Source organism: Nonomuraea sp. NPDC050643 (genome assembly GCF_040654715.1).
In the GTDB taxonomy this organism is placed as follows: domain Bacteria; phylum Actinomycetota; class Actinomycetes; order Streptosporangiales; family Streptosporangiaceae; genus Nonomuraea.
Genome location: NZ_JBFAIM010000017.1, coordinates 22,319 through 48,529, shown reverse-complemented (window position 1 = coordinate 48,529; position 26,211 = coordinate 22,319). Strand labels below are relative to the sequence as shown.

General features: G+C 71.5%; 25 protein-coding genes. 11 read left to right on the top strand and 14 right to left on the bottom strand.

All coding sequences use genetic code 11. From position 1 onward, the window contains the following. Nucleotides 1-2 precede the first annotated feature (2 nt). Nucleotides 3-2,060 carry a prolyl oligopeptidase family serine peptidase gene (locus AB0I15_RS23865; protein WP_358099321.1) on the bottom strand — a complete coding sequence of 686 codons (2,058 nt, stop codon included), beginning with the start codon at nucleotides 2,058-2,060 and terminating at the stop codon, nucleotides 3-5. A 280-nt stretch (nucleotides 2,061-2,340) separates the two neighbouring features. Between AB0I15_RS23865 and AB0I15_RS23860 the strand changes: the two genes are divergently transcribed. The 3 genes from AB0I15_RS23860 to AB0I15_RS23850 are packed head-to-tail and all read left to right on the top strand — an operon-like array spanning nucleotide 2,341 to nucleotide 3,928. Further along, a complete protein-coding gene (locus AB0I15_RS23860) occupies nucleotides 2,341-2,850 on the top strand; it encodes an HNH endonuclease (protein ID WP_358099318.1) in 510 nt (169 codons plus the stop codon). A 54-nt stretch (nucleotides 2,851-2,904) separates the two neighbouring features. Beyond that, complete coding sequence (locus AB0I15_RS23855; protein WP_358099315.1) at nucleotides 2,905-3,705, top strand: GNAT family N-acetyltransferase; 801 nt, start codon at nucleotides 2,905-2,907, stop codon at nucleotides 3,703-3,705. A gap of 16 nt (nucleotides 3,706-3,721) precedes the next feature. Next, the gene (locus AB0I15_RS23850) at nucleotides 3,722-3,928 is read left to right on the top strand and encodes a zinc ribbon domain-containing protein (RefSeq protein ID WP_358099312.1); all 207 of its coding nucleotides are present in this window, start codon (nucleotides 3,722-3,724) and stop codon (nucleotides 3,926-3,928) included. A 111-nt stretch (nucleotides 3,929-4,039) separates the two neighbouring features. Here AB0I15_RS23850 and AB0I15_RS23845 read toward each other — a convergent pair whose 3' ends face one another. The 3 genes from AB0I15_RS23845 to ilvD form a co-directional block, all read right to left on the bottom strand. After that, on the bottom strand, nucleotides 4,040-4,915 hold the full coding sequence (locus tag AB0I15_RS23845; protein ID WP_358099309.1) for a serine hydrolase: 876 nt from the start codon (nucleotides 4,913-4,915) through the stop codon (nucleotides 4,040-4,042). 65 nt (nucleotides 4,916-4,980) lie between these two features. Then, complete coding sequence (locus tag AB0I15_RS23840; RefSeq protein WP_358099306.1) at nucleotides 4,981-5,481, bottom strand: WYL domain-containing protein; 501 nt, start codon at nucleotides 5,479-5,481, stop codon at nucleotides 4,981-4,983. An 85-nt stretch (nucleotides 5,482-5,566) separates the two neighbouring features. After that, a complete protein-coding gene (gene ilvD / locus AB0I15_RS23835; protein ID WP_358099304.1) occupies nucleotides 5,567-7,405 on the bottom strand; it encodes a dihydroxy-acid dehydratase in 1,839 nt (612 codons plus the stop codon). Between the two features lie 146 nt (nucleotides 7,406-7,551). On the opposite strand from ilvD, the gene AB0I15_RS23830 reads away from it, so the two are divergent. Beyond that, nucleotides 7,552-10,248 (top strand): hypothetical protein, encoded by a 2,697-nt coding sequence (locus tag AB0I15_RS23830; RefSeq protein WP_358099302.1) that lies wholly within the window; start codon nucleotides 7,552-7,554, stop codon nucleotides 10,246-10,248. Here AB0I15_RS23830 and AB0I15_RS23825 read toward each other — a convergent pair. Further along, complete coding sequence (locus AB0I15_RS23825) at nucleotides 10,245-11,051, bottom strand: thioesterase family protein (protein WP_358099299.1); 807 nt, start codon at nucleotides 11,049-11,051, stop codon at nucleotides 10,245-10,247. The genes AB0I15_RS23830 and AB0I15_RS23825 overlap by 4 nt on opposite strands. Before the next feature lie 73 nt (nucleotides 11,052-11,124). Between AB0I15_RS23825 and AB0I15_RS23820 the strand changes: the two genes are divergently transcribed. Then, entirely contained in the window at nucleotides 11,125-11,817 is a 693-nt protein-coding gene (locus AB0I15_RS23820) for a TetR/AcrR family transcriptional regulator (RefSeq protein WP_358099297.1), read from the top strand. 27 nt (nucleotides 11,818-11,844) lie between these two features. Here AB0I15_RS23820 and AB0I15_RS23815 read toward each other — a convergent pair whose 3' ends face one another. Further along, entirely contained in the window at nucleotides 11,845-12,618 is a 774-nt protein-coding gene (locus tag AB0I15_RS23815; RefSeq protein WP_358099294.1) for a nuclease-related domain-containing protein, read from the bottom strand. 253 nt (nucleotides 12,619-12,871) lie between these two features. Between AB0I15_RS23815 and AB0I15_RS23810 the strand changes: the two genes are divergently transcribed. Together AB0I15_RS23810 and AB0I15_RS23805 are read left to right on the top strand one after the other, a co-directional pair. Further along, nucleotides 12,872-13,162 carry a hypothetical protein gene (locus AB0I15_RS23810; protein WP_358099291.1) on the top strand — a complete coding sequence of 97 codons (291 nt, stop codon included), beginning with the start codon at nucleotides 12,872-12,874 and terminating at the stop codon, nucleotides 13,160-13,162. A gap of 5 nt (nucleotides 13,163-13,167) precedes the next feature. Beyond that, nucleotides 13,168-13,530 carry a DUF5130 family protein gene (locus AB0I15_RS23805; protein ID WP_358099288.1) on the top strand — a complete coding sequence of 121 codons (363 nt, stop codon included), beginning with the start codon at nucleotides 13,168-13,170 and terminating at the stop codon, nucleotides 13,528-13,530. Between the two features lie 116 nt (nucleotides 13,531-13,646). On the opposite strand, the gene AB0I15_RS23800 is transcribed toward AB0I15_RS23805, so the two are convergent. From AB0I15_RS23800 to pepN, 3 genes are all read right to left on the bottom strand, one after another. Continuing rightward, on the bottom strand, nucleotides 13,647-14,597 hold the full coding sequence (locus AB0I15_RS23800) for a hypothetical protein (protein WP_358099285.1): 951 nt from the start codon (nucleotides 14,595-14,597) through the stop codon (nucleotides 13,647-13,649). A gap of 169 nt (nucleotides 14,598-14,766) precedes the next feature. Then, nucleotides 14,767-16,065, bottom strand: coding sequence for a serine/threonine-protein kinase (locus AB0I15_RS23795; protein ID WP_358099282.1), 1,299 nt, complete (start codon nucleotides 16,063-16,065; stop codon nucleotides 14,767-14,769). Nucleotides 16,066-16,178: 113 nt separating this feature from the next. Then, nucleotides 16,179-18,743: an aminopeptidase N gene (pepN, locus tag AB0I15_RS23790; protein ID WP_358099280.1), complete on the bottom strand. Its 2,565-nt coding sequence runs from the start codon at nucleotides 18,741-18,743 to the stop codon at nucleotides 16,179-16,181. 209 nt (nucleotides 18,744-18,952) lie between these two features. Between pepN and AB0I15_RS23785 the strand changes: the two genes are divergently transcribed. Both AB0I15_RS23785 and AB0I15_RS23780 read left to right on the top strand, forming a co-directional pair. Next, nucleotides 18,953-19,453, top strand: coding sequence for a disulfide bond formation protein DsbA (locus AB0I15_RS23785; RefSeq protein ID WP_358099277.1), 501 nt, complete (start codon nucleotides 18,953-18,955; stop codon nucleotides 19,451-19,453). A gap of 129 nt (nucleotides 19,454-19,582) precedes the next feature. After that, the gene (locus AB0I15_RS23780) at nucleotides 19,583-20,986 is read left to right on the top strand and encodes an aldehyde dehydrogenase family protein (RefSeq protein ID WP_358099274.1); all 1,404 of its coding nucleotides are present in this window, start codon (nucleotides 19,583-19,585) and stop codon (nucleotides 20,984-20,986) included. A 6-nt stretch (nucleotides 20,987-20,992) separates the two neighbouring features. Here the strand turns inward: AB0I15_RS23780 and AB0I15_RS23775 are convergent, their stop codons facing one another. Beyond that, on the bottom strand, nucleotides 20,993-21,724 hold the full coding sequence (locus AB0I15_RS23775; protein ID WP_358099271.1) for an SDR family oxidoreductase: 732 nt from the start codon (nucleotides 21,722-21,724) through the stop codon (nucleotides 20,993-20,995). A 10-nt stretch (nucleotides 21,725-21,734) separates the two neighbouring features. Continuing rightward, on the bottom strand, nucleotides 21,735-22,220 hold the full coding sequence (def, locus tag AB0I15_RS23770) for a peptide deformylase (protein WP_358099268.1): 486 nt from the start codon (nucleotides 22,218-22,220) through the stop codon (nucleotides 21,735-21,737). Nucleotides 22,221-22,316: 96 nt separating this feature from the next. On the opposite strand from def, the gene AB0I15_RS23765 reads away from it, so the two are divergent. Further along, nucleotides 22,317-22,784 (top strand): ribose-5-phosphate isomerase, encoded by a 468-nt coding sequence (locus tag AB0I15_RS23765; RefSeq protein WP_358099265.1) that lies wholly within the window; start codon nucleotides 22,317-22,319, stop codon nucleotides 22,782-22,784. On the opposite strand, the gene AB0I15_RS23760 is transcribed toward AB0I15_RS23765, so the two are convergent. Then, nucleotides 22,781-22,927, bottom strand: coding sequence for a hypothetical protein (locus AB0I15_RS23760; RefSeq protein ID WP_358099262.1), 147 nt, complete (start codon nucleotides 22,925-22,927; stop codon nucleotides 22,781-22,783). The two genes, AB0I15_RS23765 and AB0I15_RS23760, sit on opposite strands and share 4 nt — an antisense overlap. A 32-nt stretch (nucleotides 22,928-22,959) precedes the next feature. Next, on the bottom strand, nucleotides 22,960-24,189 hold the full coding sequence (locus tag AB0I15_RS23755) for a GNAT family N-acetyltransferase (protein ID WP_358099259.1): 1,230 nt from the start codon (nucleotides 24,187-24,189) through the stop codon (nucleotides 22,960-22,962). A 118-nt stretch (nucleotides 24,190-24,307) separates the two neighbouring features. On the opposite strand from AB0I15_RS23755, the gene AB0I15_RS23750 reads away from it, so the two are divergent. After that, nucleotides 24,308-25,423 (top strand): PP2C family protein-serine/threonine phosphatase, encoded by a 1,116-nt coding sequence (locus tag AB0I15_RS23750; protein WP_358099256.1) that lies wholly within the window; start codon nucleotides 24,308-24,310, stop codon nucleotides 25,421-25,423. 147 nt (nucleotides 25,424-25,570) lie between these two features. Here AB0I15_RS23750 and AB0I15_RS23745 read toward each other — a convergent pair whose 3' ends face one another. After that, entirely contained in the window at nucleotides 25,571-26,167 is a 597-nt protein-coding gene (locus AB0I15_RS23745) for a response regulator transcription factor (protein ID WP_358099253.1), read from the bottom strand. Between the last annotated feature and the right edge of the window lie 44 nt (nucleotides 26,168-26,211).

Genomic DNA, 26,211 nt, shown 5'->3' with positions numbered 1-26,211 from the left:
GACTACAGCCCGGTGTGCCGCGCGAGGAACGTCAGCGTGTCGGCCGACAGGTCCACCGACCTGCTCACCGACCGTGCGCCGTGCCCCACCTCGGCCTCGTTGCGCAGCAGCACGGGCCGGTCGGCCGTCGAGGCGTGCTGCAGCGCCGCGCACATCTTCCACGCGTGCAGCGGGTGCACCCGCGTGTCGGACTGGAAGACCGTGAACAGCGTCGCCGGGTAGGCCACCGACTCCTTGACGTGGTGGTAGGGCGAGTAGCCCAGCAGCCAGCCGAACTGCTCGGGGTCGTCGGCGGAGCCGTATTCGACGTTCCAGGTGGCGCCGAGGCCGTGCTTCTCGTATCTGATCATGTCGAGCAGCGGCGCGGAGCAGACCACGGCGGCGTACAGGTCGGGGCGCTGCGTCAGCGCGGCGCCGACCAGCAGGCCGCCGTTGGAGCCGCCCGAGATGCCGAGTTGGGCCCGCGTGGTGACACCGGTGGCGATGAGGTGCTCGGCGGCGGCGTGGAAGTCGTCGAACACGTTCTGCTTGTTGGCCAGCATGCCGGCGCGGTGCCAATCCTCGCCCTCCTCGCCGCCGCCGCGCAGGTTGGCGATGGCGTAGACGCCGCCCGCCTCCACCCAGGTCAGGACCGAGGCGGAGTAGCCGGGGGTCATGGACAGGCCGAAGCCGCCGTAGCCGTACAGGATGGTGGGGCGCGGCCCCGGCGTGGCGTCGGCCGGGGAGATGATCAGCATGCGGACGTCCGTGCCGTCGCTCGACCGGTAGACCACCTGCTCGGTGCGGACCGCCGGCACCTCGACCGCGCCCGGGGAGGCCGCCCACAGCGTGGTCTCGCCCGTGCTCGCGTCGTAGCGCTGGATGGTGGGCGGCGTGGTGTTGTCGGTGTAGCCGAACCACGCCTCGTGACCGCCCTCGGGATGCTCGGAGAGGCCGCCGATCGTGCCCAGGCCCGGCGTGGGCACCTCGCCGAGGCGCTCGCCGGTCGCCAGGTCGTGCACGGTGATCTCGCTGATCGCGTGGCGGGTCCAGCTCACCAGCATGACCGGGCGCTCCAGCTCGTCGAGGATCGCGAAGTCGGACAGCACCGCCTCGGGGTCCTCGGGGATCAGGTCGCGCCAGGTCTCGAAACCGGGCTCCGCCGGGTCGGTGACGCACACCCGGGCCCGGGGCGCGTCGCGGTCGGTGTGCACGTAGAGGCGGCCGTCGCGGCCGAACACGAGCCCCGTCTGCGCGTCCACGCCCTCCTGCACGACCTTGAGCCGCGGCCGGTCGATCCGGGACTCGGTCAGGTCGGCCACCCAGAGGTCGTTGCGCGGCGCGGTGCCCTCGTGGGCCGACACCTGCAGCCAGCGGCCGTCACGCGAGACCGAGACACCGTAGTAGTTGGTCATCTTCAGGCCGTCACCGAAGATCATCACGTCGTCCTCGGTGGAGGTGCCGACGCGGTGGAGGTAGACGCGGCGGTGGAACTGCGTCTCGTTCTCCGGAACCTCCGTGCTCGGCAGCCGGCGCACGTAGTAGAACGCCTCTCCGCCGGGCAGCCAGGCGATGGGGGAGTAGCGGCAACGGTCGATCGGCCCCTCGACCCGCTCACCCGTGGTGACGTCGAGAAGGTAGAGGACCGACTCCTCGTTGCCGCCCACCGAGATCTGGTACGCCAGCAGCCGCCCCTCCTTGTCCGGCTGCGCCGCGTCGAGCGTGGTCAGCCCCGACGGGTCGAGCGCCATCGGGTCGATCAGCGCCCGCTCGGTGCCGTCGGGCTCGGCCACGTAGTAGACGGCGTGCTCCTGGTCGGGGGTGCGGCGGGTGAAGAAGTGGCGCTCCCCGCGCCACGCCGGCGTGCCCACCGAGCCGGACCTGAGCAACTCGGCGATCCGGCTCTTGAACCGCTGCGGGCCCCGCTCCTGGTCGAACAGCCCGGACTGCGCGAGCAGCCATCCCTTCGTCTCCGGGCTGTCCGGATCCTCCAGCCACCGGTAGGGGTCGGGCACGGGTGTCTCATGAATGAGATCAACGGTGTCTTCGCGGCGTGCGGTCGGATACTGCTCTCGCGTCATGCCAGGAACCCTACTGCCAACGGGCAGGCGTAAAGGGCTGGTAGAGCGGGCATAAAACGTATCGTGTGTCCCTCTGGTCATTCCCGCGGGAGGTTTTTGGGGTGGCGGGGACCACGGTGCAAACGCCAGACTTGGTGACAGGACGGTGCCGTGGTGACCATCCGCTGGGCCGTCCGGCGGAGGTCCACGTGACGGAAGCACTAGTGCCCCAGGAGGGGCCGACAGTCGGGACATGCCGCGGCATGTCCCCTTTGATACGCACGCAGCGGGGAGAGGCCCGATGACGCGCCAAGTCCTGCTGCTGAATGCCACCTACGAGCCACTGACCACCCTTTCGCTGCACCGCGCCATCGTGCTGGTGCTGCGGGAGAAGGCCGACGTCGTGCACCGCGACGGCAGGGGCGCAGTGCTGCGCTCCGCGAGCTGCACGCTCGATGTCCCCTCGGTGATCAGACTCCGGAGATATGTCCGCATCCCCTACCGGTCGCGCATCCCGCTGACCAGGGCCGCCCTCATGCGGCGCGACGACTACCGCTGCGCCTACTGCGGGCTGAAGGCCGAGACCATCGACCACGTCATCCCCCGGTCCAGAGGCGGCACCCACACCTGGGAGAACTGCGTCGCCTCGTGCACCACCTGCAACCACCGCAAGGCCGACAAATACCTGGAGGAGCTGGGGTGGACGCTTCGCGTCAGCCCCGCGGTGCCACGGGGCGCCCATTGGCGGCTCATCGGCGCCTCGCTCATCGGTGACCCGCAGTGGGCGCCCTACCTCGAGGCCGCAGCATAAGGGGCCTGAAACCGCTTTGATCCGGAAGGCCGCCGCCTGACAGCATGAGCAGGCATGTGGACCTTCACCTCAGACACTGAGGAGTACGCCGCGGTCGCCGAGCCGTTCCTGCTCGGCGACCCCGTGCGGCACACCGTCCCGCTGACCGTCCTGGCCGGCCTGCGGGCCGGCATGCCCGTCGAGGATCCCCTCTTCGGCTGGTGGACGGCCGGCGGCGAGGTCCGCGGGGCCGTGTTCCACACCCCACCGCACCCCGTGGGACTCTTCGCCGTGCCCGTCGAGGCGGTCGCGCCGCTCGTCGAGGCGCTGAACGGCGACCTGCCCGTGTTCGTGGGCCCCCTGGAGGTGACCGACGAGGTCACCCGGTTGCTCGGAGCGCCCGAGAGGGTGGTGTCCGAGCGCCTCTACCGCCTGGGCACGCTCACCGTCCCCGACGTGCCGGGGCAGGGCAGACCGGCCGTCCCCGGGGACTTCCCGCTGCTGGTGAGCTGGTACCAGGCGTTCGGCGACGAGGTGCGGATGGGCGAGGGCGACGTGGTGGACCGCGTCGCCCGGCGGCTGGCGGCCCGGGAGCTGTTCGTGTGGGAGGCCGACGGCGCGCCGGTCGCCCTCGCCGCGCTCTCCCCGGCGGCCGGGGGAGTGTGCCGGATCGGCCCCGTCTACACGCCTCCGTCGTGCCGCAGACGCGGCTACGGCGCCGCCGTCACCGCGTACGCCACCCGGACCGGCCTGGCCGAACGCTGCGACGAGGTCGTGCTCTTCACCGACCTGGACAACCCGACCAGCAACTCCATCTACCAGTCGATCGGCTACGAGCCCGTCTCCGACTACGCCCACATCACCTACGCCGCCTAGCGGTTACAGTTGGCCCATGCCGCGATACGACTTCCGCTGCCGCGCCTGCGGCTCCACGTTCGAGGTCTCCCGCCCCATGGCGGCCTCCGACGACCCGGCGTCCTGCCCCGAGGGCCACGACGACACGGTGAAACTGCTGTCCACGGTCGCCATGACGGGCGGTGCGGCCACGCCCAAGGCGAGCGGTGGTGGCGGTTGCTGCGGCGGGGGCTGCTGCGGCTGACCCTCAGGCCCGACCTGGCTCTCAGGCCCGACCTGGCTCTCAGGCCCGACCTGGCTCTCAGGCCCGACCTGGCTCTCAGGCCCGACCTGGCTCTCAGGCCCGACCTGACCCTCAGGCCCCGACGGCCGTCCTCGATCGCGTGAGCGTGCTCACCGCCACCCTGGCCAGCCGCTCGACGGTGGCGACGCCGGTCTCCATGTCGGGGCTGCGCTCGGTCAGCACCGCGAGCAGCAGGTCATGGCCGCTCACCCGCAACCGTCCCACGCTGTTGACCGTCCACAGCCCGTGGTGCGCCTCAGCGGGCAGCCAGCCGTTCTTGAGCGCCACTTCACCCTTGGCCGCTGCCTCACTGACCCCCCAGACCTGCGAGGGCGTCACGGACGACATGAGGCGCAGCGCGTAGCGCCGCTTGCCGGCCGGCAGCGGCCCGCCGGGGTCGGTGAGTCGCTCCAGCACCTTCACCTGGTCCGACGGCCTGCTGTGGGTCAATCCCCAGAAGAGCCCCGATCCGGGCCGCGTGTGCCGCACCCCCAGCCGGTGCAGCACCCGGGTCAGCCCGTCCTGGCCGCCGATCGTCATGTAGAGCTCGTGGGCGCTGTCGTTGTCGCTCTCGCGGATCATGCGGGAGACCAGCGTGCGCTCGTACCGGGTCAGCCGCTCGTCCCGCTTGCCGAGCAGGAAGGCCAGCAGGATGTCCACCTTGGCCACGCTGGCCAGCATGAACGGCGTGCGCTCGCGGAAGGCGTACCTGGCCCCGGTCGTGCGGTCGTAGACGGCCAGCGCCGCCCTGCCGGGCCGGTCGCGCAGAGAGCGCTCCAGCGCGCGGTCGAGAGCCCGCCGCTCGGCGGGGGAGAGCACGCTCTCGGCGACCAGCCCCGGCCGCTGCCCGGCGGCGGCCACCGGACGCGGCGTCGCGCCCGGTGGCCCGGCGCAGCCGGACAGCCCGATGAGCAGGGCGGCGACGAGCGAGCAGTCCCGAACACGCATGTCCGGGAGCCTGCCAGCCACCGCCCAATGACCAGGTGCTCACCTGGTCAAGCGCAGGCCAGTTTCTATGCCGCCCGGGTGGCCCGGCGCTTGCGGCGCTGGAAGGGCAGGAAACGGTCGGCCAGGTGCGGCCGGGACGGGGTGAGCGTGGGCTCGACCGCGATGATCCGGTCGAACCTGAACGCCCTGATCGCCCGGCGCATCCGGCACACGCCGACCAGATACCAGTATTCGCGGTGGACCAGGCAGGTCACCGGCTCGACGTCGCGGGCGGTGACCGTGCCGGAGGCGTCCTGGTAGTGCAGGCGGATGTTGAGCCGGCTGGTGATGGCGTCGGCCATCAGCCTGGCCCGTGAGGCGACGTCGGCGGGGAGGGGCTCGGTGAGGGTCGCGAGGGTGGTGGCGATGACGTCGTCGTCGAGCTCAACGTGCTCGAATGCGTGCTGCAGGCCACGCCTGGCGGTGACGGCCTGCGGTCCCGCGCCGAGGTGGGCGAGGGAGAGTGCGAGTGCGGCGATCTCGGCGGTCGTCAGCGGGCGAGTATCGTGCTTCACGACTGTCGTCATACCCCAAGAATAGGGATGACCACCGACAATTTTCGAAAATCTGTGCGGCAGGGAAGAAGCCTCTCACCTGCCGCACAGGCCGTTCTTACTTCGAGAGCTGCGTCAGATCGCGCGAGGCGCCCGTGGAGGCGGACGTGGTCATCGCCGAGTACGCCTGCAGCGCCACACTCACCTGCCGCTGACGGTCACGCGGCCGGTATCCGCCCAGTTCGGCCAGCAGCCGCTCGCGCCGCGCGGCCAGCTCGGCCTCGGGCACCCGCAGCTCCAGCGACCGGTTCGGGATGTCGATGTCGATGATGTCGCCGTCTTCGACCAGCGCGATCATGCCGCCCTCGGCCGCCTCGGGAGAGGTGTGGCCGATGGACAGGCCGGACGTGCCGCCGGAGAAACGCCCGTCGGTGACCAGCGCGCACGCCTTGCCCAGGCCCTTGCCCTTGAGGAACGAGGTCGGGTAGAGCATCTCCTGCATGCCGGGGCCGCCCTTGGGGCCCTCGTAGCGGATGACCACCACGTCGCCCTCCTTGACCCGCCCGCCGAGGATCCCCTCGACCGCGTCGTCCTGCGACTCGAACACCACCGCCGGCCCGCTGAACTTCCAGATCGACTCGTCCACCCCGGCGGTCTTCACCACCGAGCCGTCGCGCGAGATGTTGCCGTAGAGCACGGCCAGGCCGCCGTCGGCGGTGTAGGCGTGCTCGCGGTCGCGGATGCAGCCGGCCTCGCGGTCGAGGTCGAGGGAGTCCCAGCGGTTGTCCTGCGAATAAGCCTTGACCGTGCGCACGTTGCCCGGCGCCGCGTGCCACAGCTCCACGGCCTCCGGCTTGGCCGAGGGCGAGAGCACGTCCCAGGCGGCCAGCAGGTCGGCCAGCGTGCCGCCGTTCACGGTGGGCACGTCGCGGTGCAGCAGGCCGGCCCGGTCGAGCTCGCCCAGGATGCCGGGGATGCCGCCGGCACGGTGGACGTCCTCGACGTGGTATTTGTCCGTCGCCGGGGCCACCTTGCACAGGCACGGCACCCGCAGCGAGACCTCGTTGATCTCCTTGAGCCCGAAGTCGACGCCGGCCTCGCGGGCCGCGGCCAGGATGTGCAGGATCGTGTTGGTCGAGCCGCCCATCGCCACGTCGAGCGTCATCGCGTTCTCGAACGCCTCACGGGTGGCGATCGAGCGCGGCAGCACCGACTCGTCGCCGTCCTCGTAGTAGCGGCGGGTGATCTGCACGAGCTGCCGGCCCGCGTCCTCGAAGAGCTGCTTGCGCGCCTTGTGCGTGGCCAGGATCGTGCCGTTGCCGGGCAGCGCCAGGCCGATGGCCTCGGCCAGGCAGTTCATGGAGTTGGCGGTGAACATGCCGGAGCACGAGCCGCAGGTCGGGCAGGCGCTCTCCTCCAGCTCCAGCAGCTCGGCGTCGGAGACGGACTCGTCGGCGGCGGCGATCATCGGGTCGATGAGGTCGAGCTTCTTGCCGGGCATCTTGCCGGCCTCCATGGGCCCGCCCGAGACGAAGATCGTCGGGATGTTCAGCCGGAACGCGGCCAGCAGCATGCCCGGCGTGATCTTGTCACAGTTGGAGACGCAGATCAGCGCGTCGGCGCAGTGGGCCTCCACCATGTACTCGACGGCGTCGGCGATCAGCTCGCGCGACGGCAGCGAGTAGAGCATGCCGCCGTGGCCCATCGCGATGCCGTCGTCGACCGCGATCGTGTTGAACTCGCGGGGGATCGCTCCGGCCTCGCGGATCGCCGCGGACACCACGTCGCCGACCTCGCGCAGATGCACGTGCCCCGGCACGAACTGGGTGAAGCTGTTGGCCACCGCGATGATGGGCTTGCCGAAATCGCTCCCGGCTACGCCGGTCGCCCGGAGCAGGGCCCGGGCACCGGCCATATTCCTGCCGTGGGTGACTGTACGTGACCTGAGGGCGGGCATTGGGCATCTCCCATCGTTGGCGAGTCTTCACATGTTACGGCCACCGCCCGGTAACTGAGACGCCTGTCCATGGATCGGACGGTTGGTTACCGGATCGTGCCGGAATTCGAAGCCGCCCCCACCGGAACTCGTGTTAGAGAGATCAGATGAGGCACGGGGCAGTCATGCTGGACGACCCCGCCGGGGTCGGCAACTTCATTCACACGATAGACCGCCTGTGCCGCAGACCGGCCAGGGGTGAGGGCGTCCAGGACTCACCGCACGCCGCCAGGCGGCCGTGGCTGGCCGGATGGCGGCGGGGCACGGACGACGGCCAGCACGTCGAGCGCAGAGGGATCCCGCTCGTCCGGCTCAGCGAGGCGGGCGACTGGCCGGCGCTCCTGGCGGCGCGCGGCAAGAGCGCCACGCATCTCATCTCCCCGGGCATCCCGCGCGCCTGCCCGGACGTCCAGCCGGGCGAATCGGTGCCGAAGATGCTCTCCCGCGTCGTGGCCGAGCTGCGCAGCACCAGGCTGCGCTTCCCGCGTTACCGGCTGATGGTCCAGGTCGCCGAGCAACTGGCCGAGTGCCACGGCAGGGAGGAGCACGCCCGCCGCGTCCTGCGCGAGGCCGACCGCGACTGGGGATGGGGCGTGGACACGGCGGGCGCGGGCGCCGACCACGTTCCCTTCCCGGTCAACCTGCTGCTGCGGCTGTTACCCGGGTTCCTGCACGACCTGCGGCTCAGCGGGCGGGTCCCGGGTCTCGGCGGGCGTTTCCGCCGGCTGCGGCGGGCGCTGTCGCACGGCGACCCCAAGGCGCCCGGCGTGGCGGCCCTGCTCGCCGGCCTCGACCCGGCCGACGAAGCACGGGTCTCGCGGCTGCTGCTGAGCGCGTTCATGGACGACCTGAGCGGGCAGTACAGGCGCTCGCCCGTGCACGTACGCGGCGCCGGGCACGTCTTCTACCCGCTCCTGCTGCTCAACGAGCACGCCGGCGAGCTGGTGGAGCTGCTGGAGGAGCGCCGGGCGGACCTGGGCGGCTTCGACCCGCTCGTGGTGGTCGCCTACACGCCCGACACCGTCCTGCTGGAGGACGACAAGGGGCTGCTGTGGACGCTCATCCGCTGGCGCAGGGAGCTGGTCACCGCCGACGGCGACGACGCCTGGCGCCGGGTGCTGGAGACGCCGCTGGCCGTCTGCGCGCCGCCCGTGCCCGACGACCTCACCGCGTACGACGTCACGGACCCCGTCTGGGTGCCGCCCGCCCGCGTGGCGCCCTGGTGGTCGTCGTGGACCGCGATCGCGCTGTTCTGGATGGCCCTGGCGGGCGCGGCCGGCGCGTACGCGGGCCAGACCGCGGCCTGGCACAGGGGGGCCTGCGCGAGCGGCCTGTGGACGCCGTGGACGGAGAGCGGCCGGCAGCTCGTCGGCACCGAGTGCGTCGGGGTGGCCGAGCCCGACTACCTGTTCGCGCCCGGCAACGCCGAGATGGAACGCGTCCAGGCGGTCCTCGACCAGGAGAACCGGCGCGCCGCGGGGCTGCGCGAAGGCAGCGCCCGGCCGTACGTGACGATCGTCTATCTGGCGGCGCTGACCTCGAGCGACCGTGACACGCTGGCCGCGGCCCGCGAGGGCCTGGCGGGCGTGGCGATCGCCCAGAAGCGCCAGAACGACTCCGCGGGGCCCAGCGAGCCCATCGTCCGCATCCTGCTGGCCAACGCGGGCGGACGCATGCAGCACGGCTCCAACATCGCCAGGCTGCTGCTGCGCTACCGCGACGACCAGGCGCCCATCGTGGGCGTCGTGGGCCTGGACCAGAGCCGGCAGGAGACCGTCGCGGCCATCCAGGAGCTGGGCAAGGCCGGGCTGCCCATGGTGGCCTCCACGCTGTCCGCCGACCGCCTGGTCAACGAGTCGCCGTTCTACTTCCAGGTGGCGCCGCAGAACTCCCGGCAGGCGTGGATCGCCGCCGCCTTCGCCGACTCGCTGGCCGGGAAGGGCGAGATCGAGCGGCGGGCCCGCGTCTACTACTCCCACGACGAGACCGACTACTACGCCTCCAACCTCAAGACCCGCGTCCTGGCCAGACTCGAGGAGCGCGGCTTCGCGGCCGAGGGACACCGCTTCACCCCGGTCGGCACGGCCAAGCCGGGCGCCGCCGACAGGAGCGAGGACCCCTACGCGGGCGAGCCGAGGGACGCCGGGGTGTCGGCCTGCGGCTTCGACGGCCTGGTGTACTTCGCCGGCCGCGGCATCCCCGACTTCGCCGAGTTCGTGAAGGGGGTGGCCGACAAGTGCGCGGGCTCGCCGCCGACCATCCTCGGGGGCGACGACGTGACCAGGTACGTCGCTGACGTACGCGTCAGGTCGGCCGTCAGCGGCATCGGCTACTACTACGAGTCGTTCGCCGCCGCGCCCAGCAGGTGCGGCCAGCCGCAGCGGCACGACTTCTACACCGACCTGTTCGCCACGTTCCCCTTCGAGTGCGAGGAGCCGGGCCCCGGCCGCACCCTGGACGGCCACGCCGCCCTGGCCTACGACGCCACGGAGACGATGATCACCGCGATCCGCCGGCTCGGCAAGGAGCGCCACCGCGTACCGGTGAACTCCTACACCGTCTGGCGTCAGCTCGGCACCCTGCACACCCCCGACCAGAGCGGCCACGCCATCGAGGGCGCCACCGGCGCGCTCGACTTCGGCGCGGACTCGCCCCGGCAGTACCCGCTGGACAAGGCCGTGCTGATCCTGCACGTCAAAGGCGCGGAACGACCGACCCAGATCGGCGCCTGCGGAGAGATCACCCGGGCCGCCAAGGCCGACTTCTTCCCGTGGTGCGGCTCGATCCCGGAGATCTACCGCTAGACACGGCCCCAGGGGTTCGGATCGGCGGGCACGCGCACGGCGGCGAGCTGGGTGGCCTGGGCCACCAGCCGGCCCTTGTCGTCCCACACGTGGGCCACCTCGTCCATCCGGTCGCCGCCGACGTCCGTGGCCGCCAGCCGCACCCTGACCGGCCCGGGGGCGGGCAGCCTGCGGATGTACGCCGAGAGCTGGATCGTCGGCACCCACCCCGCCAGCCCCAGGTCGAACGAGACCGGCGGCACCGGGTCGAGCGCCACGAGCAGGCTCAGCGGGTCCCAGTCCGAGCCGTCGGCCAGCCGCTGCCAGGAGGCGATGACGCCGTGGCCGGACGGGGCGCCGAAGGCGAAGGCCAGGTGCTCGGGGTCGATGCGCTCCTCGACCACGGCCATCAGCGGCACCCGCATGCCGGCGCCGGGGGGATCGGTGGGGGCCAGGAAGCACTCCTGCTCGGGCGGGAGCCGTACCGGCTCGTGGGCCGACCACCAGGGGCCGGCGTCGTCCAGCAGGCCGAGCGTGACGTGCGCCTCGACCCGCGTCCGGCCCTCCTGCGCCAGCACCGCCCTGACCTGGGCCACGCTCCTGCCGACCCGCAGGACCCGCACCGAGGCGACGGCCTCGCCGGGCTCGGGCGGCTCGACGAAGGTGCCGCTCACGGCGGTCACATGCGGATGCCCGGCGCCGGCGGCGCTCTCACCGGCCGCCCTGGCCAGCACGGCGAGGAGATAGCCGCCGTGCAGGCGGGTCCCGACGCTCCACTCGGCGTCCAGCACGGCCCCGAACCGGCCGTCGCCCAGGGCCGACAAGGCAGTCGCTTCCTGAAAAGTCCCCATCTGATCAGATTGACATCGTTAACCTGACGGCGTCAATGTGAGATCCATGACCACGAGACGCGTACGCGCCAGGCGCGGCGAAGGCGTGCTGCTCCGCGAGGAGATCCTGCGCGCGGCCGAGGACCTGCTGACCGAGTCCGGCAGCGAGGACGCGCTCACGCTGCGCGCGGTAGCCCTGCGGGCCGGCGTGTCCACGCCCTCGGTCTATCTGCACTTCGCCGACAAGGAGGCCCTCGTCGAGGCGGTCTGCATGCGGGTGTGGGACGAGCTGGGCCGCCTCTTCGCCGTCAACCTCGGCGGTGACCCCTTCCTGGCCCTGGGCAGGTGCGCCCGCGCATACGCCCGCTTCGCGCTCGACCACCCGGTGCAGTATCGCGTGCTGATGATGCGCCCGTCGGCGACACCGGGCGTGCCACCGGCCGCCGCCGAGGCGTTCCTGCACATGGTGCGCGCGGTCACGGCCTGCGTGGAGACCCGCGTGCTCGAAGGCGACCCCGAGGAGCTCGCGCTGGGCCTGTGGTCGGCCGTGCACGGCTGTGTGTCCCTGCTCATCGCCCAGCCGTCGTTCCCGTGGCCGCGCGACCAGGAGGCGCTCATCGACCACATCGTCCGGCAGGCGGGGTTCGGGGCGGCACTCTACTCGCGGCTGCCCCGGCGGCTGCCGCCGAGCGCGGAGCTGGCCGCCGACCTCGACGCCTTCGGCGCGAGGCTGGCGGCCCGGGTGGCGGAGGATTCCTGACGGCCGGCCGGACCGGCCGGGGCGCGGTCAGGAGTCGCCGTAGCGCGGGGGAAGCACCTGGGCGGCGATGTCGTAGATGCGGTCGATCTCGGCGTCGGTCAGCGCCCGCTCCCGCTTGGTGATCCACCGGCGCGCGCGGTCGCCCTGGTAGACGTCCACACCGCGGATCGTCATGATCTTCCAAGGCACCGGCGGGCCGTAGATGGCCAGCGACGGGACGACGGAGATCTCGCGGCCGAAGGACTCGGTGATCAGCTCGCTGGCCTGCGACGCCTCCCACTTGGCCTCGGTGAGGCGGGGCTTCATGTCGAAGGGGCCGTGGAAGAGCTTCTTGCCCATCTGCACACGCACGGGCAGCCGCCGGTCCCACTTCTCCGAGTCGACCGCGTAGACGCCGGTCGGCCCCACCACGAGGTGGTCGATCTGGGCCTCACTGCCCGGGATCGCCCTGGCGTGCAGCGTGCGGTAGCCGCTGCGCTCGAGCTTGCGCAACTGCGCCTCGGTACGCCGCTCCGCCACGGACGTCCGGCGCCACGCCGGCACCGAGGAGTTGGAGCGCGCGCGATAGACGGCTTCGAGGATGGCCGCGATGACTCCCGCGGTCACCCCCACGCGCCAGTCGCCCGCGAGGAAGCCCACCAGCAGGCCGGCGGCGACCGCCACGATCGCGCGATTGCGCAGGCGGAGGAAGCGCGGCTGTTGGAGGAGGGTGCGCACGGACGCGCGCTCGATCGGCGCGTACGTGGAGGTGGGCGCCGAAGGCTTGGCGGCGGTCTGCTCACTCTCTGGCCTGTCGCTCACCCAGATAGGTGACGTGTTGTGACCGTCTTCACGCTGGTTGTCGGAGTCCACGTAACTCACCGTAACCCGGAGATTCGATCGATTCCTAGTGTTGCCGTGTCCATAGTTTTATGGCCCAGCTCATCGTGTTCCACGCATCTTTTCGGGGTATCTCTATTGTTCTTCTTCTCTAGAGATCCCTCTTCAAACGATCTTACCGTGAGAAGACCCGACAGGTCTGGCCGGACCCGCCCGTGAGGTTTACGGTCTTGGTGTGAACAGCGCGGCAGAGATTCTGCTCTTTCTCATCGGGGCGTCCATGGGGCTGTTCGTGCTGATCAGCCTGCTCGTCATGATTCCGGGGCGCGGTGCCGCGCGCCGGGTCGAGGCGGGCCCCGTCTGGCTGGGCGGCCCCCATAGAAGCGAGCGCGGGGTGAGCACGTCGGGCCTGGTCCTGGCGGACCGGGTGGCGCACTGGGCGGAGGTGCCCGAGCACGACTGGGTGGCCGCCGCGGAGACGGCGGAGCCGGGCAGGCGCGCCGGCGGCGCCTCGGCGGGATGGTGAGGACGATGCGAGGACTGACCGCCGCACAGGCCGACGACGTCAGGCAGGCCCTGCACACCGCCGAACGGCGCAGCGGGCTGCGCTTCGGCGTCTACCTCGGGGCGCCGGTGGGCGGGCGGCGGCACTTCGCCGAGCGCCTGCACGCCGCCCTGGGGGAGGAGGCCGACGACGCCGTCGTGGTCTTCGTCGACCTCGGCGGCCGGGCGCTGGAGATCGTGACCGGGGAGCGGGCCAGGCGGCGCCTGAACGACGGCGCCTGCCGGCTGACCGCCATGTCGATGGCCACCGCGTTCAGCGTGGGCGACCTGGTGGGCGGCCTGCTCTACGGCATCGCCGCCCTCGGCGAACAGGCCACGGCCCGCCGCTAGGCCGGACGGGCGACAGCCCGCTCCGACAGTGCCGGGCGGACGCCGGCCGCCCGGCGGTCCCGGACGGGTCACGTCCGCCCTGGCGGTCCCGGGCGGGTGGGTGGCTTCGGCGCGTGTCAGAGGCGTTCGAGCAGGGTCACGACGTGCTCGCTGACCCCGTCGATCAGCGTCGACGGCTCGATGTGCGCGCCCGCGACGGCTGAGAACAGCGAGGGCAGCCCCGGCAGCGGGAACCCGTCCTCCTTCAGTGCCGCCGAGCCGATCGTGTTCTTGTCCAGCGCCGCCCGGCTGCGCTCCCACGCGTCGAGCACCTCCTCGGGCGACGGCACCCCGAACCCGTGGCCCACCGGCGCCGCGTGCCGCAGCCGCACGAGCGGGGTCTCGGCGAAGGCCAGCGCCGTTCGGGCCCGCGTCTGCAGGTCGGCCCGCGGCTCCGGCCCGATCCAGTCCATGGCCGTGCACGGGTTGCGGCACGTGGACACGCAGACGCCCATCGCCCCGGCCACCTGGCTGTGCTGCCGGTCGAAGTACGCCCGCCACCCCTCGCCCGGCTCCAGCGACACCCGCAGCGTCCTGTTCGTGGCCGACTGCTCGGACTTGGTGTGGTCGCACTCCCGGTCCCCGATCACGCCGAACCTGCTGCCCGGCGCGCTCAGCCCCTCGGGCCACCTGGCGGGGTCGCCGGCATGGCCGAGTTGCGGCTCGAAGGCCAGCAGCGGCAGGTATTCGCTGGCGATGTGCACCGCGGCGATCATCGGGCTCAGCTCGCGCCGGTGCCACCGTACGGCGATCACCTCGAGCAGCAGCCCGTACGCCGGGCGCAACGACTCCAGCGCCCCGCGCGGCTGCTCCCGGGGTGTCTGCGGCATGTGGCAGGCCCGCGCGCGCCGTCGCAGGTCGGCGGGCACCACCCGGGCCTCGGCCGCGAAGTCCTCGGCGTCGAGCGAGAGCAGCCGGTGCCCGAACTCGCACACTTCCGCGATCTCCGCGACCGGCGTGAGCGCGCCCAGGTCGGCGAAGGCGTGACGGCGGGCCAGAGCGATCAGCAGGTCACGAGTCGAGTCCACGCGATGACCTTCTCACGATCAGCGAGCGAGTACGGACATGTGGCGATTCGGCAAGCTCCTCCCGCACGCCGGACACGGACGGGCACCCCGAAGCGCGCGGAACGGTCACGAACGGAACGGGCGGAAGCGTGCGGCCGGGCGGGTGAAGGGCGACGGTCAAGGGCGACGGTCAAGGGCAGGGGGCCTTGATGCACTGGATCTCGCCGGGCTCCGCGCTGATCGTCGGCTCGGCCGTCGGCTCCTCGGGCCCCGGCGTGGTGGGGTCGGGCGTCGGCTCGGGCTCCGACGTGGTCGGGGTGGCGCTCGGCGACTTGGTCGGCGGCGTGGTGGTGGCCGGCGGGCCGGAGGTCGTCGGCGCGGAGGCCGTGGTCGTGACGCGCGTGGGCTTGGGCGTCGTCGGGCGCTTGGTCTGCTGTGTCGGCTCCGGACGGGAGACCTGCGGCGAGGTGGGCAGGGTCTGGACCGAGGTGCCGCCGACCGTGGGCGACTGGATCGGCACGGTGGCCGAGTCGTCGGCGGGCCGCAGCCAGACCGAGCCCGCCACGGCCAGGGACACGGCCACCGCGGCGGCGATGGTCACGGCGGCCCGCACCGCGCGCCCGCTGCGCCGGCGGCGGCGGCGGGGCGGCTCGGGCAGCGTGAGAGGGGAGGTCAGCGCCTTGCGGGCGGCCTCGGCCATGTGCGGCGCCGTGGCCCAGCGCGCGTCGGGCGTCTTCTCCAGCGCCCGCGTCACCACCTGACGCGGCCCCTGCGGCACCTCGTCGGGCAGGCGTGGAATGGGTGAGTTGAGATGCTTGAAGATGATTTGCACGGGCGTGTCGCCCTGGAACGGCAACTCCCCGGTCAGGCACTCGTACGCCACCACGCCCAGCGCGTAGAGGTCGACCGCGGGCGTCACGTCACTGTCCGTGGCCATTTCGGGCGCGCAGTAACCGGCCGAGCAGAGCATGGTGCCCGTGGCCGTCAGATGCGCGGCCGAGACCGAGTGCGCGATGCCGAAGTCGGTGAGCACCACGCCGCCACCGGCGCGGACCATCAGGTTGGCCGGCTTGACGTCGCGGTGCACGATGCCCTGCGCGTGGGCGGCGGCCAGCGCGTCGGCGACCTCCGCGACCAGCCGCATGGTGGCCTCGGGCCCGAGGGGGCCGCGCCGCAGGACGCGGTCGAGCGACTCGCCCTCGATGTGCTCCATGACCAGGAAGCTCACCTGCCGGCCGTCGACCTCGCTGGTGCCGTAGTCGTAGACGTCGACCACGCCGGGATGCCGGAGCGTGGCCATGGCCCTGGCCTCGTTCTGGAAGCGCCGGGAGAACGACGGGTTTTCGGTGAGGGCCGGGATGAGCACCTTGACCGCCACCGTACGGCCGAGGACCGTGTCGTCGGCGCGCCACACCTCACCCATGCCACCGCCCCCGAGGCGGTCGCCGAGTGTGTAGCGGTCGTTGAGGGTGGTCCCCGGGCCTAGCACGTCCTCCAGGCTAACCCCACGCCTGAGATGCCATCGTCGATTCGGCACAGCCGGTAAGGCAAAGGCCCCCGCCAGGTGACGGGGGCCTTGGTAAAAGCCGGGCAAAGTGCGCCTCAGGCGGAGGCGGCGTCCTTCTCCCTGTTGCGCAGGGCACGGCCGACGCCGTCGGCGCCCTCGAGGATCAGCCGGCGCAGCGCCTGCGGCGGCTGGTCCGCCGCCAGGTAGTCGCGCGCGGCCTGGACCGTCTCCGGCTCGATGACCAGCGAGGGGAAGCACCCGACCGCGAACGTGGACGCCTGGTCGAACGTCCACTCCTGGTAGATCCGCCCCACTGCGGCGAAGTACTTCTCCCGGTAGGGCGCCAGCAGCTCGGGGTGGTGCGCGTCCTGGAAGCCGCCGATCGTGGTGCGGGCGATGTGGTTGGCCAGCTTGCCGCCCACGATCCGCTCCCACGCCGCCGCCTTGGCCTCGGCCGTCGGGATGGCGGCCCGGCACAGCGCGGCCGACCGCTCACCCGTCGCCGTAGGGTCCCGCTCGAGCTCCGCGTCGATGTCGGACTCGGCGCGCCTGCCGCCGGTGACGAGCGCGTGCACGAGCGTCCAGCGCAGGTCGGTGTCCACGGTCAGCCCCTCGGGCACGGCCGAGCCGTCGAGGATGCCCTCCAGCAGGTCCAGGTCCTCCTCGGCGGTGGCCACCGGCGCGAACGCCTGAAGGTAGGCGAGCTGGTGGTCGGAGCCCGGCGCGGCGGAGCCGAGCAGCGAGCGCAGCTCGGCGGACAGCAGCGCCATCCCCTCGGCGCGCCAGGCCGGGTCGGCGTACTGCTGCACCGCCATGCGCGCCTGCCGCAGCACCGTCTGCAGGACCGTGATGTCGGTGACGGTCCCGGCGCCGGAGACCACCAGCTTGACGTAGTCACGCGTGGACATCTCGCCGTCGCGCGTCATGTCCCAGGCCGCCGACCAGCACAGGGCGCGCGGCAGCGACTCGGTGAACGCGGCGATGCCGCCGTCGACGAGCGTGCGCAGCGAGTCGTCGTCGAGGCGGAGCTTGGCGTAGGTCAGGTCGTCGTCGTTGAGCAGCACCAGGTCGGGCTGCTCCTCACCGACGAGCTGGGCCACGTTCGTACGGGCGCCGACCACGTCGAGCTCCACCCGCTTGGTACGGGTCAGCTTGCCCTCGGCCAGGGAGTAGAGCCCGATCGCGATGCGGTGCGAGCGCAGCGTCGGGTAGTCGGCCGGGGCCTCCTGCAGCACCTCGAACTTGGTGAAACGGCCCCCGGACACCTCGAACTCCGGGCGCAGCGTGTTGACCCAGGCGGTCTCCAGCCACTCCTTCGACCAGGACGACAGGTCGCGGCCGGAGGTCCGCTCGAGGGCGTTGAGCAGGTCCTTCAGCTCGGTGTTGCCCCAGGCGTGCTCGGCGAAGTAGTCGCGTACGCCGGCCAGGAAGTTGTCGAGGCCGACGTAGGCCACGAGCTGCTTGAGCACCGAGGCGCCCTTGGCGTAGGTGATGCCGTCGAAGTTGACCTCGACCGCCTGCATGTCGGGGATGTCGGCGGCGATCGGGTGGGTGGAGGGGAGCTGGTCCTGGCGGTAGGCCCACGCCTTCTCCACGTTCGCGAACGTGGTCCACGCGCCCTTGCCCCACCGCGTGGCCTCGGCCTGGGCGAGCACGGACATGTAGGTGGCGAACGACTCGTTCAGCCACAGGTCGTCCCACCAGCGCATGGTGACGAGGTCGCCGAACCACATGTGCGCCATCTCGTGCAGGATCGTCTCCGCGCGCCGCTCGACCACCGCGTCGGTGACGCGGGAGCGGAAGACGTAGTCCTCCAGGAACGTCACGCAGCCCGCGTTCTCCATGGCGCCGGCGTTGAACTCGGGCACGAAGAGCTGGTCGTACTTGCCGAACGGATAGCGCAGCCCGAACACCCGGTGGAAGAAGTCGAAGCCCTGCCGGGTGACCTCGAGGATGTTGTCGGCGTCGAGGTGCTCGGCCAGCGAGGCGCGGCAGTAGATCCCCAGCGGGATGCCGTCGTGCTCGGAGGTCACCTTGTGGTACGGCCCGGCCACCAGCGCGGTGATGTAGGTGGACATGACCGGCGTGGCCGGGAACTCCCACCGCCTGGCCGCGTGCACCGTGCCGTGCTTGCCGCTCTGCTCGGGCAGCTCCGTCACCTTGCCGGCGGCGGCGTTGGAGACGACCTCCCAGGCGGCCGGGGCCAGCACCGTGAGCTGGAAGGTGGCCTTGAGGTCGGGCTGGTCGAAGCAGGCGTACATGCGGTGGGCGTCGGCCGTCTCGAACTGGCTGTGCAGGTAGACCTTCTGGTCCACCGGGTCGACGAAGCGGTGCAGGCCCTCGCCCGTGCGCATGTAGGAGCAGTCGGCGTCGATGCGCAGCTCGTTGGACTCCGCGAGCGACGGGAGCGGGAAGCGTCCCTTCTCGGCGTCGTAGTCCGACACGTCGAGGTCGGCCCCGTTGAGCGTGACCTTGCGGACGTGGGCGCCGTGCAGGTCGATGAAGGTGTCCGCGCCCGGGCGGGTGCTGGTGAAGCGGACCGTCGTGACGCTCTCGAAGCGCTCGTCTCCCTCCGTCAGGTCGAGTGCGACCTCGTACGACTCGACCTTCAACAGCCGGGCGCGCTCACGAGCCTCGTCCCGGGTCAGGTTGCCTGCCAAGTTGCGCTCCTTTTCACCACTTCGTCGGGGTTGTCCGTATCCTGCCATGCCGGGAATAGGACCCGAACCACCTCAGGTTATGGCCAGACATGGCTGAGAAGACTCCTGTGGACCTCTGGTTCGATCCTTCCTGTCCGTTCGCCTGGATCACGTCACGATGGTTGCTCGAAGTTGAGAAGGTTCGACCGATCGAGCCCCGGTGGCGACTGATGTCCCTGCATATCCTCAACGAGGACAAGGACGTCGCGGATGACTACAAGCAGCGCGCGCTCAAGAACCTCGGCTCGGTGAGGGTGGTGGCCGCGGCCGCCGCCAAGCACGGCGAGGAATACGTCGGGCGCCTCTACACCGAACTCGGCACCCGCCTGCACAACCAGGGTCTGGGCAAGGAGCCCGAGCGGCTCCGCGAGATCAACGAGGCCGCGCTCGAGGCCGTGGGCCTCGACAAGGGCCTGGCCGACGCGATGGAGTCCGACGCCTACGACGCCGCCATCCGCGCCTCCCACGACGAGGGCATCACGCTCGTCGGCCAGGAGGTCGGCACACCGATCATCCGCGTCGGCGCCAACGCCTTCTTCGGCCCGGTGATCACCAAGATCCTCAGGGGCGAGGACGCCGGCCGCCTGTGGGACGGCGTGCTGGCGGTCACCGCGTACGACGACTTCTTCGAGCTGAAGCGCTCGAGGACCAGGAGGCCGAGTTTCGACTGACATGTCGGGCTTTACTCCGGCAATCGTCGTACGCTGACGGGAAGAAGGCTGGTGGCGGTGGAAAAGGCTTATCCCCCACTCAGGATGAGCCCTCGCATTGTCTCCTGAGGCGCTGTCAGGATGGTGGCTATGCGTCAGCTGTATATCGGCGGCTCCTGGACCGCTTCGGCGTCGGATGAGCCCATCGAGGTCGTCAACCCGGCCACGGAAGAGATCATCGACCGGGTGCCGGCGGGATCTCCCGACGATGTCGAGGCGGCCGCGGAAGCCGCCAGGAAAGCCTTCCCCTCGTGGTCGCAGACGGCCGCCGCCGAGCGCGGAAAAGCGCTCGGCGCCGCGGCCGAGCTGCTGAAACAGCGTTCAGACGACATCGCCAAGACGATCGCGACCGACATGGGCGCGCCCCTGGGCTTCGCGCTCAAGGTGCAGACGCTCATGCCGGCCACGGTCCTGGCCTCCTACGCGGCGCTGGCCGAGAGCCACCCGCGCGAGTCGCGGGTGGGCAACTCGCTGGTGGTCAAGGAGCCGATCGGCGTGGTCGCCGCGATCACGCCATGGAACTATCCCCTGCACCAGATCATCTGCAAGGTGGGCCCGGCGCTGGCCGCCGGGTGCACCGTCGTGCTCAAGCCGAGCGAGGTGGCGCCGCTGGCCGCCTACGCGCTGGCGGAGATCTTCGACGAGGTGGGCCTGCCCGCCGGCGTGTTCAACCTGGTCAGCGGCCGGGGCCCGGTCGTGGGCGAGGCCATGGCCGCCCACCCCGAGGTGGACATGGTCTCCTTCACCGGCTCGACCGCCGCGGGCCGCCGCGTGGCCTCGCTGGCCGCCGAGTCGGTCAAGCGGGTCGCGCTCGAGCTCGGCGGCAAGTCGGCCAACATCATCCTGCCCGACGCCGACCTGGAGCTCGCGGTCAAGGTGGGCGTGGCCAACTGCTTCGTCAACGCGGGCCAGACCTGCTCGGCGTGGACCCGCATGATCGTCCAGCGCGACCAGTACGACGAGGCCGTCCGGCTGGCCGTCGAGACGGCGCGCGGCTACCAGGTCGGCGACCCCTTCGACGGGTCCACCAAGATCGGCCCGCTGGTGTCCGCGACCCAGCGCGACCGCGTGATCCGCTACATCAACCGGGGGCAGGAGGAGGGCGCCCGGCTGGTGGCGGGCGGCACCGACCGGCCGCACGCGCGCGGCTACTACGTCGAGCCCACGGTGTTCGCGGGTGTGGAGCCGGGGATGACGATCGAGCAGGAGGAGATCTTCGGCCCGGTCCTGTCGCTGATCCCGTACACGAGCGAGGACCAGGCCGTCCAGATCGCCAACGACACCAGATACGGCCTGGCCGGCGCCGTCTGGTCGGGCACCGAGGAGCACGCAGTGGCGGTGGCCCGCAGGCTGCGCACCGGGCAGGTGTCCATCAACGGCGGCCGGTTCAACCCGCTGGCCCCCTTCGGGGGCTACAAGCAGTCCGGCGTGGGCCGCGAGCTGGGCGAACACGGCCTCGAGGAGTACCTCGAGGTCAAGTCGCTGCAGCTCTGACGGCTCTCAGATCATCAGCCCGCCACTGGCCAGCAGGTTCTGGCCGGTGATCCAGCGGCTGTCGGGGCCGGCCAGGAAGGCGACCACGGCGGCGATGTCGTCGGGTCGGCCCAGCCGCTGCAGCGCGGTGAACGCCGGCGTCCGCTCCAGCGCCTCCGGCGGGTTGGCGCCCCGCAGCATGTCGGTGTCCGTGGCGCCGGACGAGACGACGTTCACCGTGATCCCGCGCCCGCCCAGCTCGCGCGCCGCCACCTTGGCGAACTGCTCGGCGGCGGCCTTGCTGCCGCAGTAGAGCGTCAGGCCGGGCGCCGGGATCTGGGTGTTGAGCGTGGAGACGGTGACGATGCGACCGTCGTCGCGCATCACCCGCGCCGCCCACTGGACGGCGAGGAAGACGGCCCGCGTGTTCACCGCGAACACCCGGGCGTAGTCCTCCGCGGTGACCTCGGTGATGGGCTTCTGGGCCTCGGCGGTGGCCGCGTTGTTGACGAGGATGTCCACCCCGGGCAGCCGCGCCTCCGCCTCGGCGAACAGCCGCGCCAGATCCCGCTCGTCCCCCAGGTCGGCCTGTACGGCGTGCGCGCCCGTCTCCTTGGCGACCTGCCGCGCCGCGTCCTCCGCGTGCTGGTAGCAGAAGACGACCTCCGCTCCGTCGCCGGTCAGCCGCTCCACGATGGCCTTGCCGATGCCCCTGGAGCCGCCGGTCACCAATGCGCCCTTACCGGAAAGTACGCTCATACGCTCCAACCTATGCGCGGAGCATGATCTTGCGAGCCTCATTTCTGGGCAGGCGGTCGACGTACAGCCTGCCGTCGAGGTGCTCGGTCTCGTGCTGGAAGCAGCGGGCCAGCGAGCCGCGGGCCTTGACGCGCACCGGGCGGCGCAGCCGGTCGAGCCCCTCGACGGTCACGCCCGCGGCCCGTCCGACCGGGGCGTAGATCGGCTGGCGCGTCTGGCGGTCGGGCACCGACAGGCAGCCCTCCTCGTCGAGCACCTCCTCGGGGTCGTCCACGGTCAGCACCGGGTTGACCACGTGGCCCTTGCGCCCGCTGATGTCATAGACGAACAGCCGCCGCGACACGCCGATTTGAGGGCCGGCCAGGCCCACGCCGTTGACCGCGTACATGGCCTGGAACATCTCGTCGATCAGGCGGCGCAGGTCGCGGTCGAAGTCGGCCACCGGCTCGGCGGGCGTGCGCAGGACGGGATCGCCGATGACGCGGATGTCTCGCATGGCTCTCTGCTTTCGCTTTCGTAAGGACTGGTGAACGATAGAGGTCCTTACTCTAGCCAGAGAGCCCGATCGGCGGGGCTGTGGAAGACTGGGCGGGTGCGTGTCTACATCGGTGCCGACCATGCCGGCTATGAGCTCAAGAACCACCTCGTGTCCTGGCTCAAGGACCACGGTCACGAGGTGACCGACTGCGGTCCCTTCGTCTATGACGCCGAGGACGACTACCCGGCGTTCGTCCTGCGGGCGGCCGAGGGCGTCGCCGGCGATCCCGGCAGCCTGGGGGTGGTGATCGGCGGTTCCGGCAACGGCGAGCAGATCGCCGCCAACAAGGTGCGCGGCATCCGCGCGGCCCTGGCCTGGAGCGAGGAGACCGCCGGCCTGGCGCGCGAGCACAACAACGCCAACGTGGTCAGCGTCGGCGCGCGCATGCACTCCACCGAGGAGGCCACCAGGTTCGTGGAGGTCTTCCTGACCACGTCGTTCTCCGGCAGCGAGCGCCACAGCAGGCGCATCGCGCAGCTGACCACCTACGAGGCGATCGGCCAGCTCCCTTCGCTTCCCTAGCCCTTGCGCTTGGTATCGCGCCTGGGCATCTCATCACGCAGGGGCCGCCGGTCGGCGGCCTCCTGCTGCTCCTTCGACGGTCTCGACACGTCGCGGGCGCGCATGGCGATGACCGCCGTGATCTGCAGGCTCTGCAATGCCATGCCTTCGACCCTACGCCACGGCGGGCTCCCCGTCAGAAGACCAGGCCTCCCCACGGCTTCGGGCCCCAGGACATGGCGGTCGCCAGCGTACGCACGGCGCCGGGGGAGTGCTCGCGCAGCAGGCCCGCGTGCAGCCGCTCGATCAGCGCCCCCTCACCCAGGTACGCCGCCCCGAGCGCGTTCACCGGCAGCGTCAGGTCCGGCTGCTCGTCCACGGCCTTGCACTCGGCGCCCGACGGGTCGGCGGTGAGCCGCCAGCGCCGCGCGTTCCACGGGCACACGTCGTCCTCGACCTCGATGACCACGTCCACGGGCGCCGAGTAGGCCCGCGAGGTCAGTGCCCGGTCCACCTCGACCAGGCGGGCGTACAGCTCGTCCTGCCAGCCCGCGCGGAGCTGACGCGGGTCGGCCAGCAGCGTGGTCAGCGGATCGTCCACCGGCCTGCTTCCGGTGACCGTGGTGACGAGGTCGCGGTCCAGCACGCTGCGCCAGAGCAGCGCGCAGGCCGCCGGGTCGGCCGCCTCCAGCTCGTTCAGCCGCAGCTCGCCGCAGGCCAGGCCGTTGGCGTCCCAGTCGGACTTGATGCGGAAGAGCGCGTAGCCGCGTACGCCGTCGTCGTCCTCGGCCAGGATCGTGCGCAGCGGACCCGAGCCGCGCTGGTCGAACTCCTCGTCGGCCAGCACGCTGTCCCAGGTCTGGGACTTGCGCTCGTAGCGGCCGGGGCGCCGGGTCACGACGGAGGCGAAGAGCTTCTCCAGCTCGGGGCGTACGTCGGCGGGCTTGGCGACCCTGAGCCTGAGGGCCGGGTCGTGGGGCGCGCCGGGCACGAAGGCCGAGGCGCGCGTGGCGATCCTGAACGACAGCTCGCCGGCGGCCCTGCCGTAGCCGAACCGGCCGTAGATGAGGGACTCGGAGGCGTACAGGGCGGCGACGCTCTCGCCGCGCTCGCGGATGTCCTGGAGTTGCCTGCGCATCAGCGAGGACAGCACGCCCCGCCGCCGGTGCGAGGGCAGGACGCTGACGGCGGTCACGCCGCCGACGGGGAGCTGCCGTCCGCCGGGGACCGTCATGGTGAGGCTGAAGACCGCGGTGACACCCGCCATGTCCTCGCCGTCGAAGGCGGCGAGGGTGCGGTCGAACTCGGTCTCCGCCTTGAACCGCTCGGATTGCGTGGGGTGGGGCGTCCAGCCGAACGCCTCTTCGAGAACCCGGCCGAAGGCCGACCACTCAGACTCGTCAATCGGACGGATCGGATACGTCATCCGTCCAAGGTAGGAGCGGGCAAAGGGGGAGGGCCACCCAATATCCGTGCTTAATGATCAAGGCGTTGGTCAAGTGGGCTGCCCAAACACGGGTCAGACCGCTACAGTCAGGCGCATCATGAGTTCCCGTCAGGCGCCGCTGATCCCGCCACGGGTCCGAGCGGTCCTGGTGCGGGTGCCCTTTCTGGTGTCTGCCGTGCGGTTCGTCCGGCGCTTCCTGCTGGCGCGGGACCGCAATCTGCTCATCACGCTGATCGCGGTCGCGCTCGTCATCGGTGTCCTGGCGGCCGAGGTCTCGACCGAGTGGTTCTCACCCTCGCTGCTCATCCTGGTCACCCTGGTGGGCGGGCTCCAGCTCCGGCTCGGCAGCCTGGTCAAGCTGCTCGTGGGGGTCGGGGCGGCGCTCGGCTACATCGCGCTCCAGCTCGGCGTGGGCCGCATCGGGCTGGGGCTGACCGTGACGATCGGGTTCACCACCGTGCTCGCCGTGCTCATGGCCCGCACCCGGGGCAAGCTTGGCGTCCAGGGGCTGCGCGGCGACGCCATGCTGCTGGAGCTGCGCGACCGGCTCAGGAGCCAGGGAGAGCTGCCGCCGCTGCCCAAGGACTGGGGCGGCAAGGTCGTGCTCAAGCAGGCGGGCGGGTCCTCGTTCGGCGGCGACTTCCTGGTCTCCATGCGCGACGGCCACTCCGTCGAGATCGCGCTGGTCGACGTGTCGGGCAAGGGCGTCGACGCGGGCACCAGGGCGCTGCTGCTGTCCGGCACGTTCGGCGGGCTGCTCGGCTCGGTCGACGACTTCCTGCCCGCGTGCAACGCCTATCTGCACCGGCAGCGCGGCGACGAGGGCTTCGTGACCGCCGTCCACGTACGCCTCGACCTGGAGACGGGCGACTACACGATCACCTCGGCCGGGCACCCACCGGTGGTGAAGTTCGACGCCGGCACCGGCAACTGGCAGGTCGCCACGGCCAAGGGCGTCGTGCTGGGCGTGGTGCCCGACCTGCACTGCGAGCCCGACAGCGGCACCCTGCGCAAGGGCGACGCGCTGCTGCTCTACACCGACGGCCTCATCGAGCAGCCCGGCCGCGACATCGACGCCGGGCTCGACCGGCTGCTCGGCGAGGCGGAGCGGCTGCTGCCCTCGGGCTTCCGCGACGGCGCCAAGGCCCTGGTCAACGCCATGTCCTCGGGCCACAACGACGACTGCGCGCTGGTGCTGATCTGGCGTCCGTAGTGACGTTTCACACGGGTCAGGTCGTGATGGCGCTCACTGGCAGCGGGCCCCCGTCCGCTGCGATCCTCGTGTACGGGCCCCGGCGGAGCGGCGCGGCTCCACCGGGCCCCTTACGTCATGGCCGGCCACGGCCGGCGATGATCTCCCTCACAACCAGCCGCTGTCACTGGCGATGCGTACGGCGTCGAGCCGGTTGCGCGCCCCCGTCTTGCACATGATGCGCGACAGGTGATTGCGCACGGTGCCGACCGAGAGGAAGAGCTCGTCGGCGATCTCCGTCGAACGCGCCCCGCCCGCCGCGATCCGCAGCACGTCGAGCTCCCGCCGGGTCAGCGGGTTGGTGGCGCACTGGAGCGCGGCCACGGCCAGCTCAGCCTCGATGGCCCGGTGCCCCGCCGCGACCTGGCGCACGCCTTCGGCGAGCCGTTCCGGCGGCACGCACAGGCTCATGAACCCGAGTGCGGGCCCGGCCAGCATCTCGCGCACCTGACCCGGGTGGGGATTGGCCGACAGGATCAGCACCCCGCAGCGCGGCACCCTTTCGGCGAGCAGGTCGATCACCGGCGGCCCGGGAAGATCGAGGTCGACGACGGCCACGTCGGGCTCGTCGGCCCGCGCCGCGCGCACCAGCTCGTCCGCGTGCCCGACCGCGGCGACCACCCGCAGGTCGGGCTCGGTTTCCAGGGTGGCGAGCAGGCCACGGCGCACCAGCGGCAGGTGCTCGGCGATCAGTATGCGGATCAAGACGTCCCCCTCCGTCGTCTCCCAGGGTGATCGTGCGATTCCGT